Source organism: Pseudomonas lactucae (genome assembly GCF_036688725.1).
In the GTDB taxonomy this organism is placed as follows: Bacteria; Pseudomonadota; Gammaproteobacteria; order Pseudomonadales; family Pseudomonadaceae; genus Aquipseudomonas; species Aquipseudomonas lactucae.
Genome location: NZ_JAQQPT010000006.1, coordinates 230,460 through 246,010 on the forward strand (window position 1 = coordinate 230,460; position 15,551 = coordinate 246,010).

Below are 15,551 nucleotides of genomic sequence, written 5' to 3' on the forward strand. Positions count from 1 at the left end.
CTTGGCCATGCTTCCATGTGTGTAGCAGGAGCGTTGCAGAGATCAGGCCAAATGCGCTGTGCGCAGGAGTGGTTTGAAATCAGCCGGTTGGCACAATCCCGATGGCAGTTGGCCTGTTTTATTCTGCACGACGCCGCCACGGGAAGACGGCGTTCTGCACGATTCACACGCCAAACCGATGACGGTAATCACTGGGGGCCAGGCCGGTGATTTTCTTGAACGTGGCGCGAAAGGCGCTGGGGTCCTGGTAGCCGACGGTCCAGGCGATATGGTCAATGGTGCCGTTGGTGAACTCCAGCATCTGCCGTGCCTTGCCCACGCGCAGGTGCTGGCAGTATTCGGTGGGTTTCAAGCCGGTGGCGCTGCGAAAACGCCGCAGGAAGGTGCGCTCCTCCAGGCCCGCTTGCTGCGCCATGGCGGCGATGGACACATCCACCGCGCCGCTGGCTTGCAAGCCATGCTGAACCTTGAGGATGGCGGCGTCGCCATGGCTGAGGATGGGTGCGAAGTTACTGCCGCACTGGCTGGCGCTGTCGCTGTGTTCGATGACCAAAAAGCGCGCGGTGTCCGCCGCAATGCTCGGCCCCATCAACCGGTCCACCAGGCGCAGGCCCAGTTCGGACCAGGCCATCAGCCCGGCGGTGGTGATCAAGTCACCGTCATCGACAATAGGCTTGTCCGCCTCCAGGCGCACGGCCGGAAAGCGCGCGGCAAAAGACTCGGCGGACGACCAGTGGGTCGTCGCGCTACGACCGTCCAGCAGGCCACTGCGCGCCAGCATGATCGACCCGATGCACACGCCACCCAGTACCGTGCCCTGTGCGTGCTGCCGGCGTAGCCATTCCAGCAATGCCGGGGGCGTCTGTTGCTCGCTGAACTCACCAATCGACGGCGGCACCAGCACGGCCATCAGCGGTTGATCGAGACCTGGGTGGCTATCGAATACGCGGGTCGGTTGGCCATCGTCCTGAACCTGCCAATGGCTGATGCGCAGCAACGGCAATTGCGCCGACTGGTGCTCGGCGGCGATGCGGTTGGCGACCCCGAACAGGTCGGTCAAGCCGTGCACCGCCGCCAGTTGCGCGCCTTGGTAGATCAACACGCCCAATTCCACAACAGCCATTGTCAGTTTTCCCCCTGTTATTGTCGGTGCAGCCAATGCCCGGCGTCGACGCCAGCTAAGATACTGGCCCCATCCACCCATCACGAGGCACTCACCATGGCCAAGCAAGCGCTCATCCTAATCGATATCCAGAACGACTACTTCCCCGCAGGCAAGTGGCCGCTTGACGGCGTGCAGGCGGCGGCGGACAAGGCCGCCCAGGTGCTGCAGGCGTTCCGCACAGCCGGGGACGCGGTGATTCATGTGCGCCATGAATTTACCTCCGAGGACGCACCCTTCTTCACACCAAACTCCGAGGGCGCCCATTTGCACCCGACCGTGCTGAACGAAGGCAACGAGCCGGTGGTACTTAAACATTTTGTGAATGCGTTTCGCGAAACCAACCTGCGCGCCCTGCTGGAGCAACGCAGCATCACCGAACTGGTGGTGGTCGGCAGCATGAGCCATATGTGCATCGATGCCGTGGTGCGGGCGGCGACGGACCTGGGCTACAGCGTCACGGTGATCCATGATGCGTGCGCCACGCGGGACCTGGAATTCAATGGGCAAGTGATTCCGGCGGCACAGGTGCATGCCGCTTACATGGCGTCACTGGCGTTCGGGTACGCGAGTGTGGTGTCGGCCGATGAGTATGTGCAGGCTCAGGCAGCCGTATGACCGCTACCGGCGTTAGCGGGTCGCGATGATGAACAGGCGCGGGAATGGCAGCAACACCGTGCCATCTGCCAGGGCTGGGTAGGCCTGGGTAATGCGCGCCTGATAATCCCGCAGGAACGCGGCTTTTTCACTATCGCTCAGCGGTGCGAGATAAGGCCGCAACGCCGAGGCCTTGAACCACTCCACCACTGCCGCGTGATCCGCCAAGGGGTGCAGGTAGGTGGTGCGCCATACGTCGACGCTGCTGCAGTGCGGAGTCAGCAGTTCGTAGTAGTCACTCGCGGTGTGACGCGCATTGTGTTTGACCGCGCCGATCCTGTCCGCCCACGGCCCCTCCCCCGCAACCTCACGCGCCAGCCGGTGCGCGGGTTCGTCGAGGTTGTCCGGGGTTTGCACCGCCAGCGTACCGCCGGGGTTCAATTGCCTGACCAGGTGCGGGTACAGGGTGGCGTGGTCCGCCAGCCACTGCAGGGAAGCGTTGGCCAGGATCACATCGAAGCTTTGCGCAGGAGCCCAGGCGCCGATATCCGCCAGTTCGAAGCTGAGCGTCGGCAGACGCTTGCGGGCGTCGATCAGCATGTCGTCGGAGCTGTCCAGCCCCGTGATCCGCGCCTGCGGAAAACGTTCGGCCAGAACTTCGGTGGAATTGCCAGGGCCGCAGCCCAGGTCAACAGCGGTCTGCACTTCGGTGCTTGGAATGGCCGCTACCAAGTCGCGGACGGGGCGAGTGCGTTGTTGTTCAAATAGTGTGTACTGCTTGGCGGACCAGGTCATTGCGGCTTTCCTTTAAAACGCAGCGCCTTTAAAACGCAGGGCGCTAAGGCTGGCGTTGTTGCGCGGTGAGGGTGTTGTCCGACTCCATCTGCATCAACTGGCCAACGGTCTGCCCGACCTTTTGCACGGCCATCTCGACCTTGCGGGTGGGCGGGTTGGCGAAATTCAAGCGGATGCAATTACGGTATTTTCCCGCCGCCGAGAAAATATTGCCATTGGCCACCTGCACATCCTGGGCTTCCAGCAGGCGGTTGAGGGCATAGGTGTCGAACTCCCCAGGCAATTCGACCCACAGGGTAAAGCCACCCTGGGGCTGGCTGACGCGGGTGCCGGCCGGGAAATAGCGGTTGACCCACTCACTCATCAGGTCGCCGTTGCGCTTGTACTGCTTGCGCATGCGGCGCAGGTGCAGCAGGTAGTTGCCCTTGGCGATAAATTCGGCCGCCGCCAGTTGCGGTTGGGTGACGGTGGCGCCGGAGCCGATGTATTTCATATGCAGCACCTGGGGCAGATAGCGCCCGGGAGCGATCCAGCCGACGCGCAGGCCTGGGGCCACGGTTTTGGAAAGCGAACTGCACAACACGACCCGATTGTCCTCATCAAAGGACTTGAGCGAGCGCGGGCGTGGATAGCGGTGCGACAGGTCACCGTAGATATCGTCTTCAATGATCGGCACGTCGAAGCGCTGGGCCATGCGGATCAGCTTGAGCTTGCGCTCGTCGGGCATGATGTAGCCCATGGGGTTGTTACAGTTGGCGGTCAATTGGATCACCTTGATCGGCCACTGTTCCAGGGCCATTTCCAAGGCTTCCAGGTTGATGCCGGTCACGGGGTCGCTGGGGATTTCCAACGCCTTGAGATCGGCCGCCTTGAGGATCTGCATCATCCCGTGGTAGCTCGGCGAGGCGACCGCCACAATGTCGCCGGGCGAGCAGATCGCGCGGATTGCGGTGGACAGCGCTTCCTGGCAGCCGCTGGTGATAATCAGGTCGGCCGGGGTGAGGCGAACGCCCGAGTCGATGGACAGCCGGGCGATCTGTTCGCGCAAGGCCAATACGCCCTGGATGTGGCTGTATTGCAGGCTGGTGCTGTCACTGCGCCGGCTGATACGCGCCATCGCGGTCAGCAGCGGTTTGAGGGTCGGGGAGCTGATATCCGGCATGCCGCACCCCAGTTGGACGATATCGGCGCTTTGATCGAAGCGCATCAGCTCCTGGACCATGTCCCACTGAGAGATGTCCACCGGCCGCAGGATCGGCCGGCCCATCTGCGGCAAGGGTGCCACGCGCCGGTCCGACGGCACGAAATAGCCCGACTTGGGACGCGGTATCGCCAACCCCGAACATTCCAATACACGGTAGGCCTGTTGCACGGTGGTCAGGCTGACGCCGTGCTCGTGACTGAGGGTGCGTACAGATGGCAAACGCTCGCCAGGCCCGTACAGGCCTTGCTCGATGCGGCTGCTGATGAATTCGGCGAGGTTCAGATAAAGAGTCATAAGTCTGACTGTAGCTGCTCATCTGTGGCTTAAGAAGTTACAGATAGGCATTTTTTTGAAAAATTTTCGGCCTTAAAAGCGTATCTGTATTTAAAAGATTGAGTTCTGCTGTATCTGCAATACACACCGTCGCCTTGGGATGATAGGCCCCAGAACGGTGCACAGGGCCTAGGACACGGTAGCCGCAAAATAACAAAGCAGCACAGTACGCACCAATTTTAAGAAATGCCCTACAAAACAGACGCCTGATAATTATCAACGCCAGGTGTTGGAAACTGCCCAGCGAATACCAAGGGGACCCAGCGCAATGACGGCAAGGATGACGCTCACACCGCAGATGGCCGAGTACGAACAGAAATTTACCGATGCCGGTGAAGTTCGATGGTTACCCTATTTGATGTACTTCCACCCGACTGACCATTGTTCTCCCGTGGTCAATACAGATTCGTCCGGTTTCCGTTATTCCGAGTCATTGGGCACCAATTATTCAGTGATCGATGGCGGCAAGAATAACGGCCCGGTGCGCCTGTTGGCGGGCAGCTCCACTGTATTCGGCATTGGCGCCAGCGCCGACAGCTGGACGCTGGCCTCGCGCCTGACGCACAACGACTCCCGGGGTCAACGCTGGATCAATTTCGGCGGTCGCAGTTTCAACTCCACTCAAGAATTGGTGCTGTTCACCCTGAACCGGCACCACCTGCCGCGGGTGGATGAAATCGTGCTGTTCTCCGGGTTCAACAACCTTGGCCTGGCGCGCCAGCCCCAGGCCTATCGGGGCGAACACGGGGCGTTTTTCAACTGCCATCAGTTTTTCGATGCCCTGACGCCGCAACAGCCGGCCGCCAGCCACTGGAGCCTGTCGAATCTGTTCGGCAAGCCTCAGGAGCCCGAGCAACCCGCGCCGCCGTCGATGCAGGAACAGATCGACTACGCCGCCAACCTGACTTTGCAGCATCTGGATATCTGGCGCGCCCTGGCGGCCGACATGGGGGCGAAGCTGACATTCATCCTGCAACCCTTGGCCGGCTGGGTCCGCGAGACCGGCAGCGCCGAGGAAGAGCAACTGTTTGCCGAACTCGACCAGCTCGGCAACTTCACCGAGGTGTATGGCGACATCCTGCAAACCTCGGTGCGCGAAGCCTATGCCCAGCGCCTGCGTGAAGGGGCACAGGCGATGGGGGTGGGGTTTGTCGACATCACGCCATTGCTGGCCGAGGCATTGGCCCCGCAGGACTGGCAGTTCGTCGACCGTATCCACTTCACCGATGCCGGCAACGACCTGGTTTCAAAACTCATTCTTGACGTCACTCGCTGAAAAGGACTTGCACATGAAATCCATCAAAAAGTTTTTCCTGCGCCTGTTTGGAAAAAAGAAGAAAAAGCCTGATTCCTCCATTTATCCGATGTTCTGACGCGGCACTGCAAGGTAATGGCTATGGATGGCTCGGTTTTAACGCGGGACCCCGCACACGACAGGTGGCGCGAACTCTATCGTTTGGCGCTCGACCCTGAATGTTTCCTGGATGCGGAGTATCTCGACAACCTGCTGGGTGACGACGGCGAGCCGGCGCAATTACCGCTGCTGTCGCGGCAGATTGACGCGTGGCAGCTGGAGCAGGCGTCGGCGTATGCCGGTGCCGCGGCCGCCGCGGTCGAACAGCACAACGCCCGCGCCTTTGCCCAGGCGCTGGCCATCTATTCGGCACCGCTGGCCTCGGTGCTGGGCTGCTGGCTGCAGGGCATGAGCGCGCCAGGGGTGTTTGAAGACCCCGCACAGTTGCGCTTGATGCAATTGTTCGCCCATGACGTCGGCGTCGGTTACCCGAACGCCTCCCGCGCCCATCATTTCAATGCGCTGTTGGGGCAGTTGCAGTTGACGACGTACGCCTTGGCCCCGGCGCAACTGGCGACCCTGCCGGACCTGAATGACGATGCGTTCGAACTGCCCGCGCTGTTACAGGCCTTGAGCCGGCGCAGCGATGCCTTCGGCGATGAACTCTGTGGTGTCGATTGGGCCTTGCGCGCCGTCGGGCTGTGCCCGGGCTGGGCAGCCATGGGACAGCTTGAAGGTCTCGCGCTGGAGTTGGGACGGCTGGACCTGAGCGCCGCCTTCCCTGGCCTGGAACCGGCCTCGCTGCGCCATATCAGCCAATGGGTCGCGCAGCGGATCATCGAGCAGGGCGAAGAACGCCAGGCCCGTCTGCTGCGCGGCGCCAACTGGTTGTTCGGCGCGCTGCGGCGCTGGAATGCGCGGCTGTATAACGCCTCGCTGACCGCCACCTCGCCCCAGCAGGCCATGGCGCATTTGATGCAACGCCTGGCCCGGGTTGGCGCGGTGTATCACCAGAATTACCTGATCGAAGGCCGCAGCCTGGCGCTGTGGCTTGAAGACGCGCAGCACGACCCGTTGCCCTTGCTGGACGTGCTGTCGCGCAGCCGCCTGATCGTGCCTGGCAATGCGAAAAAAAGCCTGCTGGTGACCAGCCTGGTCGCGCCGACCGGGCGCATGTTCCGCATCTTCAGTGAGGCGGACTTGAACGTGATCCGCCAGTGGATCGACTGGTTGCCCCAGGCGGGTACCACTGAGCAACTGCCGCGTCAGCCGATCGACAGTTGCGCCATGGCGGCCCGCCCGACTACAGCCAGCGCGGCCGACACCGGGCACTGGCCCCAGAGCCTGCGCGAGGCCTATTTTGTCTTGCAGGGGCGCGCGCTGCAGCCCACCACCCTGAAGTTCGCCCATGCCTATGTGAGCCGTTGGCTGGAGCGCTCGCGCCAATCGCTGAAAACGTCCGAGCGCCAATTGCCCGAGCAATGGGGCACCCAGGTGCTGCGCGGCTGGTTGCTGGACAAGCATGACCAGAACGGCCAGCAGTTCGATGACAGCGACCCGGCGCAAATCCCCAGCCGTGAAGAAATCGTCGAGTCGACCTTGCAACTGGCGCCCCTGACGCTGATCGACGGCGCGTGGCTGCAAGGCTTCACCGACGTGGGGCTGGCGTCGTCCCATGTGGGCTACACCTTGTTCCAGACCTATTGGGACGAATTGGGCAACGGCATCGAGGCGCTCAATCACCCGAAGATCTACCGCGATGGCCTGCGGGAAATGGATTTCGAACTGGCGCCTACCGGTAGCCGGGAATTTGCCGAAGACCCGCGCCTGTATGAAGAGTCCTTCCGCCTGCCGGTGTATTGGCTGTGCCTGGGCAAGTTGCCGGTGACGTTCATGCCTGAAATCCTCGGCATGAACCTGGCGATGGAATTATCCGGCGTGGGCGGCAGCTATCGCTCGGCACGGCGCTTTTTACGGCACTACGGGTTCAGCACGGCGTTCGTCGATCTGCACAACACCATCGATAACGTGTCCACCGGGCACTCGGCCTGGGCCGCCGATGCTATTGATGCGTACATGCGCTCGCTGACCAGCGCCGAGCAGGTCGCCGCGCAATGGCAGCGCGTGCGGGTGGGCTATGAGTCCCTGGCGCCGATGCCGGGCAAGTGGACCTCGATGCTGCGTCGATTGGGTCTTTCGTCCGCAGGCAATGTCCTTCCGCGTCCGGCACGTGCAGCAACGTCAAGCCGCTATCTGCATCACTTGCCGATCACCCGGGAAGTGCTGCTGGAAACCCACGAACCTTAACGCCACGAGGAACAATTATGTCTTTGGTAGAAGTGCATAACGAATGGGACCCCCTCGAGGAAATGATCGTGGGTGTTGCCCATGGCGCGCGCGTGCCTCGACCGGACAGGGGCCTGTTCGCCCTCGACTACAGCGAGCACCACGACTCGCCCCACGAGATTCCGTCAGGCCCCTATCCTGAACAGTTGATCGAAGAGGCCCAGGAAGATCTGGACGCCTTTGCAGCCTTCCTGGTCGGTCACGGGGTGACCGTGCGCCGGCCCAGGGAGACCTACCATGCCGCGCTGTTCGGCACCGCCGACTGGAAGACCGACGGCGAATACAACTACTGCCCCAGGGATGTCCTGCTGCCGATTGGAAAGACCATCATTGAAGCGCCGATGGCTTTACGCAGCCGTTACTTCGAACCGTTTGCCTACCGAGAACACCTGCAGGCGTACTTCGCCAGCGGCGCCAACTGGATTTCCGCGCCCAAGCCGGAACTGCCGGACAGCACCTACCGGGTCAACCCGCGTGAAGGCTCGATCATCGCCAACGATGAGCCGATCTTCGATGCGGCCAACGTGCTGCGCATGGGCCGCGACATTCTTTACCTGGTGTCGCGCAGCGGCAACCGCCTGGGCTACGAGTGGCTCAAGCGCGTGCTCGGCGATCAATACCGGGTGCACGCCCTCAGCGGCTTCTACGACGGTACGCACCTGGACACTACCATCACCCTGGTGCGCCCGGGGCTGGTGGTCTTGAACCCCGAGCGCATCGGCAAGGATCAGGTACCTGACGTGTTCAAGAACTGGGACATCATCTGGGCCCCCGACATGGTGGACACCGGCTACTGCTGGTCGTACCCGCGCGCGTCGATCTGGCAGGGCATGAACTTCATCATGGTCAACCCGTCGCTGGCGGTGATCAACGACCAGCAGGTCGCACTGATTCGCGCCCTGGAAAAACACCATGTCGATGTGGCGCCGTTGAAGATGCGCCATGCGCGCAGTTTGAGCGGCGGTTTTCACTGTGTGTCCGTCGACATTCGTCGACGCGGCACGCTGGAAGATTACCGTTGAGCAGGACGTGAGCATGCAGGCACTGGATTACTACTCGATTGTGTTGTTCGTGATCGCCACCTGCGTCACGCCTGGGCCGAACAACGTGATGTTGATGTCGTCCGGCGCCAATTTCGGCATGGGTCGCACCTTGCGCCATGTGGCCGGTATCAATATCGGCTTTCCACTGATGCTGGTGGCGGTCGGGCTGGGGGCCGGGGCGGTGTTCCGCCAGTACCCCTGGCTGCACGATGGCTTGCAGGTGATCGGCGCGCTGTACCTGTTGTTCCTGGCGTACCAGATCGCCAGTGCCCCGACCACCGATCTGGGTGACAAATCAGGCAAGCCTTTGGGGTTCACCGCTGCGGCGTTGTTTCAGTGGGTCAACCCGAAGGCCTGGGTGATGGCGGTGGGCGCGGTGCTGGCCTACACCTCGCCCTTGGGTTCGTACACGGTGCAGGTGTTCCTGATTGCACTGTTGTTTTTTTTGTTCGGTTCACCGTGCTCCATGGTCTGGGTGTTTTTCGGGCAGTACCTGCGGCGCTTCCTGACCCAGCCGCAACGTTTGAAGGCGTTCAATATCACCATGAGCCTGGTGCTCGTGGTGTCCTTGATCCCGGTTTTACGAAGCCTGCCATTCGCGCAATGGTGGTCTTGAAACGCAGAGGAAGGTTGCCCGGACGCCAGCAGATCGATTGGCACAGGCAACTCCACGGATTGGCGGAATGCGATGAGGATGCACAGTTAAATGGCTATTTATGTTTTAGGGATTTCTGCCTTCTATCACGACAGTGCCGCGGCCCTGGTCAAGGACGGCGTGCCCGTCGCTGCCGCCCAGGAAGAGCGCTTCACCCGCGTGCGCCACGACCCGGCGTTCCCGGCCCAGGCGATTGCCTACTGCCTGGACGCCGAGGGCATCAGCCTGGCTGACCTGCAGGCAGTGGTTTACTACGAAGACCCCCAGGAAAAATTCTCCCGGGTGATTTCCTCGTTTGCCAGCGGTGGCATCGGCGGCGCACGTACGTTCATCAATGCGATGCCGGAATGGATTCGCTGGAAGTGGAACGTGCTCAAGTTCGTCGACGAGCAACTTGAAATCATGGGCCGGGGCAAGGCACCACGCACCCAGGCCTCCCAGCATCACCGTTCTCACGCGGCGGCGGCGTTTTACCCCTCGCCGTTCAAGAACGCTGCGGTGTTGTGCATCGACGGTATCGGCGAATGGCATTCGACCACCATCTGGCACGGCCAGGGTTCGCAACTTGAACTGAAAAACTCGATCTCCTACCCCCATTCCGTAGGCTTGCTGTATTCGGCCATGACCTACTATTGCGGGTTCAAGGTCGACTCCGGCGAGTACAAGCTCATGGGCCTGGCGCCGTATGGCCAGCCGATCTACGCCGACAAGATTCGCGACGAACTGATCAATATCCGCGAGGACGGCTCGTTCACCCTGAACATGAAGTACTTCGAGTACCTGCGCGGCGAGCGCATGGTGGGCGAGGCCTTTGAGGCGCTGTTCGGCGGGCCGATCCGTCAGCCCGAAAGCCCGATCTCGCAGCGCGAGTGCGACTTGGCCGCATCGATTCAAAAGGTCACCGAGGAAGTGGTACTGGGCCTGGCCACCGCCGCGGTCAAGCAGACCGGCGAGCGCAACCTGTGCCTGGCCGGTGGCGTGGCGTTGAACTGCGTGGCCAACGGTGTGCTCAGCCGCTCGGGGCGTTTCGATTCGATCTGGATCCAGCCGGCGGCCGGCGATGCCGGTTGTGCCCTGGGGGCGGCGCTGGATTTTGCGGTCAAGCACAGCGGTCGTCCGCACCTGGATGGCAACAAGTCCGACGCCATGAGCGGCAGCCTGCTGGGGCCGGGTTTTGGCGACGAAGAAATCGCCCAGTTCCTGCTGGAAAACCACTACCCCTTTACCCGCTACGACGACGCCGGGCTGTATGACCAGGTCGCCAGTCGCCTGGCCGACGGTGCGGTGGTGGGTTGGTTCCAGGGGCGCATGGAGTTTGGCCCACGGGCCTTGGGCGCGCGTTCGATTCTCGGCGATGCGCGCAACCCCGAGATGCAGCGCACCATGAACCTGAAGATCAAATACCGCGAGTCGTTCCGCCCGTTCGCCCCGGCCGTGCTGGCCGAAGACGCCGGCAACTATTTCGATATCTGCGAAAAAAGCCCGTACATGTTGATGGTCGCGCCGGTCACCGACTCGATCAAATCCCAGCAGTCGCTGCAAGAAGGCGGCCCCGAGCGGGGCTTGGGCAGCATCAACCATATTCGCTCGCAGTTGCCGGCGGTGACCCACGTCGACCTGTCGGCGCGGGTGCAAACGGTGACCGAAGAAAACAACGCACCGTTCACCTACCTGCTGCGCAGTTTCAAGGAGCACACCGGCTGCTCGGTGTTGGTCAACACCTCGTTCAACGTGCGTGGCGAACCGATCGTGTGCACGCCGCAGGAAGCGTACGCCTGCTTCATGCGCACGGAAATGGACGTGCTGGTTCTGGGCCGCTACGTGCTTGAGCGCCCCGCCCAGCCGGCCTTCGTCGAGGCCGTTGACTGGCGCAGCGAGATCCCGCTGGACTGATCCCCACCCCCTTCACTCTTTGGAGCTTTTACCGTGCTGAGATTTCTTGCGTTTCTGATGTTTATCGTCGTGTTGCTGCCCATCGGGCTGACGCGTTCGGTGTTTCATTCGTCCCGTTTCGGGCGGCGCTTTCACCAGGCGCCGACGGCTTGGGATCACTCCGTAAGTAACCCGTAAGGCCAATCGCCCAAGGAACCGCGCGCATGTCAAAAGTGATTTACAAAAATCTCAACACCTCGCCGATCCTGGCGGTCGGCGGCGCAGGGGTGTGGCTTGAGGATGCAACGGGCAAACGCTACCTCGACACCTGCGGCGGTGTCGCGGTGTCGAGCCTGGGCCATGGCCATCCGCGTATCGCAGCGGCATTCGAGCGCGAAGCGAAGAAACTGGCGTGGGCGCACGCGGGCAGCTTCACCACCGCCGCCGCCGAGGAACTGGCCGAACGCCTGGTGGCAGCCAGTGGCGGCCTGGCGCGTGCGCAGTTTTTATCCGGCGGCTCGGAGGTGATGGAGCTGGCGATGAAAATCGCTTACCAGTACCAATGCGAACGCGGCTTGCCTGAAAAGTCGTTGTTCATTTCCCGCCGGCAGAGCTACCACGGCAGCACCCTGGGCACCTTGAGCATCTCCGGTAACCCGCAGCGCCAATCGGTGTTTGGTCAACTGTTCGCGGCGGCCGAGTTTGTCTCGCCATGCTACGCCTACCGTGATCAACGGCCCGACGAAAGCGAAGAGCAGTACGCCACGCGCCTGGCCGATGAACTGGACGCCAAAATTCGCAGCCTGGGCAGTGAAAACGTCGCGGCGTTCTTTGCCGAAACCGTGGTGGGCTCCACCAATGGCGCGGTGCCTGCGGTGCCCGGTTACTTTCGCAAGATCAAGGCCGTGTGCGAGCGTCACGATGTGCTGCTGATCCTCGATGAGGTGATGGCCGGCATGGGGCGTACTGGGCAGCTGTTCGCCTACGCCGACGAAGGCATCGTGCCGGACATGGTCGCGGTCGGCAAAGGCCTGGCGGCGGGCTACATGCCGATCTCGGCGCTGTTGATCAGCGACCAGGTGCACTCGGTAATGGCCCGTGGTTCAGGCGTGCTGGGCAACGGCCAGACCCACGTCAACCATCCACTGGCCTGTGCCATTGCCTTGGAAGTGCAACAAGTCATCGAGGACGAAGACCTGCTGGCGCAAGTGCGCCAACGCGGTGAGCAATTGCGCGCCTGGCTCAGGGAAAGCCTGGCTGACCTGGATATCGTCGGTGATGTGCGCGGGCGCGGGCTGTTCGTGGGCGTCGAGTTTGTCGAGAGCCGCGCCACCAAGGCGCCGTTCAAGGGCGGCGGCGCGTATGCCGCGGCGCTCAAGCAAGAGGCGTTGCGGCGCGGCCTGTTGATCTATCCCGGCAGCGGCACCGTGCAGGGAACGCACGGCAATCATGTGCTGTTTGCACCGCCGTTTATCACCAGCGAAGGGGAGCTGGGGCAAATGGTCGAACGCTTCAACGCAGTGGTCAGGGCTGTCGCGTACTAGCGACAGCGCGGGCTTGACGGGGGGGCGGGCGTTGTCACCCACATTACCTGGAAATGGAGAAGTGAAGATGCAGACAATCGAGCCATGCAAGGACAAGGTCCTGCTGTCGGTGTGCACCATGGACTGGTGCGATCACGGCGTGGAATTCGCCAAGACCGTATTCTCCAACCTTGAGGTGTTTTGCTGGGACCCGGGCGATCCCTATCCTTACCATCTGGATAACTGGGAAGGCGATTGGATCATCTCCTACCGTGGCGACTTCATTTTTCCGCCGAGCATCTACAAGAATGCCCGCAAAGGCGCGATCAATCTGCACCCGGCACCGCCCAAGTACCGGGGCCTGGGCAGCCAGCATTACGCGATCTACTACAACGATGAAACCTACGGCTCGACCTGCCATCACCTGGCCCCTTCGGTGGACAGCGGGCAGATCATCAATGTGGCGCGTTTCAACGTCGCACCCGCCGAGACGGCTTCATCGTTGCGCCTGCACGTAGGTGCCTATTGCCTGCAGCAGTTCATCCACCTGCTCACCGACTACATCCTGCTGGGACGGCCACTGCCGGTCTCGCCGGAAAATTGGGGCGAGCGCCTGTACAAGCAATCGGAACTCAAGCCCTGGATGGAGAAGATCCGCGCCCAGGAGCCGGATCATCGTTGCTTCAAATAGCTTTTTCTTGGCCGTCACTTCAAGCCACGGGTGGCTTGAAGTGCTCACTGCGCGCTGGCGCGACGGGTATGAGTGCATCTATGTTTGAGTTTTCGAGTTTTGCAGCGGCACTGGGGGTCTACGTGATCGGCACCGCCAGCCCTGGCCCGGGCAACCTGGCCATCGCCAACACCTCCTTGAACTACGGGCGCACACCGGGCCTGGCGTTGGCGGCCGGGGTGATTTCCGGGTCGTTGTGCTGGGGCGCGATGACCGCCGCAGGCGTGTCGGCGTTGTTGATGTCCAACACCCAGATCATCCTGTGGTTAAAAGTGTTCGGCGCCTGCTATCTGTTTTTCCTGGCCTGGAAATCGGTGCGCAGTGCGCTGGCGCACAACGCCACGACGGTAGCCAAAGTACGGGAAAAGCAGACGCGCAACCTGGGCTTCTATTTGCAGGGGTTGGGCATTCACCTGACTAACCCCAAGGCGGCCTTGACCTGGTTCACGGTGACCACCGTGGGCCTGAGCGTCAACGCGCCGGCCTGGGCCAGTTTCGTGCTGGTGGCGGCCTGTGCGCTATTGGGTTTCCTGATTTTCTGTACCTACGCCTTAGCGTTTTCCGCCCATTCGGCAGAACCGTTTTTCACCCGGACGCGCAAGTCCTTCGGGCTGATTTGTGCAGCGTTCTACTCGATGGTTGCCATTGGTTTTCTCAGTTCGTTGTTCTGACTCCAACTACAAGTGGCCACACTGCACCTGTATCCCGCGCTGTCCGGGTGGCAGGTAAACGCGAAGGCCCGTTTCCAGGAAATATCCATGTCCTTGTCGTTTGATTTAATGCTGGCGTTTGCTTTGTTTGCGTTTGTCACTTCCGTCACCCCTGGCCCCAATAACGCCATGCTGTTGGCCTCGGGCGTCAACTTTGGCTTCCAGCGCACCATCCCGCACATCCTGGGTATCAGCTCCGGGTTCCTGGTGCTGGTATTGGCCGTGGGGCTTGGGCTGGGTGCAGCCTTTACCGCCTATCCGGTGCTCTACACCGTGCTGCGCTATGCGGGCGCGGCTTACTTGCTGTACCTGGCATGGAACATCGCCCGTTCCGGCCCGGCATCAGAAGACACCGAAGGTAAAGGCAAGCCCCTGGGGTTCTGGGGCGCAGCGGCGTTTCAGTGGGTCAATCCCAAGGCGTGGGTCATGGCAATTGGTGCGATCAGCACGTACACGCCCTTGCAGGGCTACACCATGAACGTGGTGATCATCGCTACGGTGTTCGCTCTGATCAACGCCCCAAGCGTGGGGGTATGGGCGGGGTTCGGCAGTGTACTGCGCAACGTGCTGCGCAACCCGCGCTGGCTGCGCATGTTCAATTTCGGCATGGCGGCGTTGCTGGTGATTTCGCTGTATCCGCTGCTGCAGCATACGAGTTGATCCCAGGCACGCAGTTGTTACTTCACAAAAATCTGTGGCCATAAAAAAAGCGAAGCCAGATTAATGGCTTCGCTTTTTTATGGGTTACGGTACTGAAAGCTGCGTTAGAACGGAATATCGTCATCAAAGCTGTCGAAATCCGGCGCCGGTTGCGCAGCGGCCTGCTGGGGCGCTGGACGCGACTCACGCTGTGGCTGCTGGCTTGGCTGTGGACGCGACTGTTGTGGACGCGGTGCCGAGTTGGACATGCCACCCTGCCCCTGTTGGTCGCCCTGTGGACGGCCGCCCAGCAGTTGCATGGTGCCTTGCATGTCGACCACGATCTCGGTGGTGTAACGCTTGATGCCGTCTTTTTCCCACTCGCGGGTTTGCAGTTTGCCTTCGATGTAGACCTGCGAACCTTTGCGCAGGTACTCACCAGCGATCTCTGCAACCTTGCCGAACATCGACACACGGTGCCATTCGGTTTTCTCGACCTTCTGGCCGGTCTGCTTGTCGGTCCACTGTTCGCTGGTCGCCAGACTCAGGTTGGTCACGGCGTTACCGTTGGGCAAGTAGCGAACTTCGGGATCCTGGCCGCACGTACCGACCAATATGACTTTGTTAACCCCACGGGCCATAACGTTC

The 15,551-nt window shown here is 61.5% G+C and carries 15 protein-coding genes; 11 read left to right on the top strand and 4 right to left on the bottom strand.

Features of this window, described 5'->3' with window-relative positions; genetic code table 11:
- Positions 1 to 163 precede the first annotated feature (163 nt).
- Positions 164 to 1,123: a GlxA family transcriptional regulator gene (locus tag V6M90_RS08985; RefSeq protein ID WP_042945351.1), complete on the bottom strand. Its 960-nt coding sequence runs from the start codon at positions 1,121 to 1,123 to the stop codon at positions 164 to 166.
- Positions 1,124 to 1,219: 96 nt separating this feature from the next.
- Between V6M90_RS08985 and V6M90_RS08990 the strand changes: the two genes are divergently transcribed.
- Positions 1,220 to 1,780, top strand: coding sequence for a cysteine hydrolase family protein (locus V6M90_RS08990; protein WP_141063398.1), 561 nt, complete (start codon positions 1,220 to 1,222; stop codon positions 1,778 to 1,780).
- A 12-nt stretch (positions 1,781 to 1,792) separates the two neighbouring features.
- On the opposite strand, the gene tam is transcribed toward V6M90_RS08990, so the two are convergent.
- Positions 1,793 to 2,554, bottom strand: a complete 762-nt coding sequence (gene tam, locus V6M90_RS08995; protein WP_141063397.1) for a trans-aconitate 2-methyltransferase — start codon at positions 2,552 to 2,554, stop codon at positions 1,793 to 1,795.
- A gap of 43 nt (positions 2,555 to 2,597) precedes the next feature.
- Positions 2,598 to 4,052, bottom strand: coding sequence for an aminotransferase-like domain-containing protein (locus V6M90_RS09000; protein ID WP_332846348.1), 1,455 nt, complete (start codon positions 4,050 to 4,052; stop codon positions 2,598 to 2,600).
- Positions 4,053 to 4,359: 307 nt separating this feature from the next.
- Between V6M90_RS09000 and V6M90_RS09005 the strand changes: the two genes are divergently transcribed.
- From V6M90_RS09005 to V6M90_RS09050, 10 genes are all read left to right on the top strand, one after another.
- Positions 4,360 to 5,367 (top strand): SGNH/GDSL hydrolase family protein, encoded by a 1,008-nt coding sequence (locus tag V6M90_RS09005; protein ID WP_003176386.1) that lies wholly within the window; start codon positions 4,360 to 4,362, stop codon positions 5,365 to 5,367.
- A 180-nt stretch (positions 5,368 to 5,547) separates the two neighbouring features.
- Positions 5,548 to 7,692: an iron-containing redox enzyme family protein gene (locus tag V6M90_RS09010; protein ID WP_305427969.1), complete on the top strand. Its 2,145-nt coding sequence runs from the start codon at positions 5,548 to 5,550 to the stop codon at positions 7,690 to 7,692.
- Positions 7,693 to 7,709: 17 nt separating this feature from the next.
- Positions 7,710 to 8,753 (top strand): inosamine-phosphate amidinotransferase 1, encoded by a 1,044-nt coding sequence (locus V6M90_RS09015; RefSeq protein ID WP_141063394.1) that lies wholly within the window; start codon positions 7,710 to 7,712, stop codon positions 8,751 to 8,753.
- Positions 8,754 to 8,766: 13 nt separating this feature from the next.
- The gene (locus tag V6M90_RS09020; protein WP_003176390.1) at positions 8,767 to 9,390 is read left to right on the top strand and encodes a LysE family translocator; all 624 of its coding nucleotides are present in this window, start codon (positions 8,767 to 8,769) and stop codon (positions 9,388 to 9,390) included.
- Between the two features lie 90 nt (positions 9,391 to 9,480).
- Positions 9,481 to 11,322: a carbamoyltransferase family protein gene (locus tag V6M90_RS09025; protein ID WP_332846349.1), complete on the top strand. Its 1,842-nt coding sequence runs from the start codon at positions 9,481 to 9,483 to the stop codon at positions 11,320 to 11,322.
- 33 nt (positions 11,323 to 11,355) lie between these two features.
- Entirely contained in the window at positions 11,356 to 11,499 is a 144-nt protein-coding gene (locus tag V6M90_RS09030; RefSeq protein ID WP_003176392.1) for a hypothetical protein, read from the top strand.
- Between the two features lie 26 nt (positions 11,500 to 11,525).
- Positions 11,526 to 12,845 (top strand): aspartate aminotransferase family protein, encoded by a 1,320-nt coding sequence (locus V6M90_RS09035; protein WP_332846350.1) that lies wholly within the window; start codon positions 11,526 to 11,528, stop codon positions 12,843 to 12,845.
- 67 nt (positions 12,846 to 12,912) lie between these two features.
- Positions 12,913 to 13,515 carry a formyltransferase family protein gene (locus V6M90_RS09040; RefSeq protein ID WP_003176394.1) on the top strand — a complete coding sequence of 201 codons (603 nt, stop codon included), beginning with the start codon at positions 12,913 to 12,915 and terminating at the stop codon, positions 13,513 to 13,515.
- A gap of 80 nt (positions 13,516 to 13,595) precedes the next feature.
- Entirely contained in the window at positions 13,596 to 14,225 is a 630-nt protein-coding gene (locus V6M90_RS09045; protein ID WP_003176395.1) for a LysE family translocator, read from the top strand.
- A gap of 87 nt (positions 14,226 to 14,312) precedes the next feature.
- Positions 14,313 to 14,924, top strand: coding sequence for a LysE family translocator (locus V6M90_RS09050; protein WP_003176396.1), 612 nt, complete (start codon positions 14,313 to 14,315; stop codon positions 14,922 to 14,924).
- 104 nt (positions 14,925 to 15,028) lie between these two features.
- Here V6M90_RS09050 and V6M90_RS09055 read toward each other — a convergent pair whose 3' ends face one another.
- On the bottom strand, positions 15,029 to 15,544 hold the full coding sequence (locus tag V6M90_RS09055) for a single-stranded DNA-binding protein (protein WP_003176397.1): 516 nt from the start codon (positions 15,542 to 15,544) through the stop codon (positions 15,029 to 15,031).
- Positions 15,545 to 15,551 lie beyond the last annotated feature (7 nt).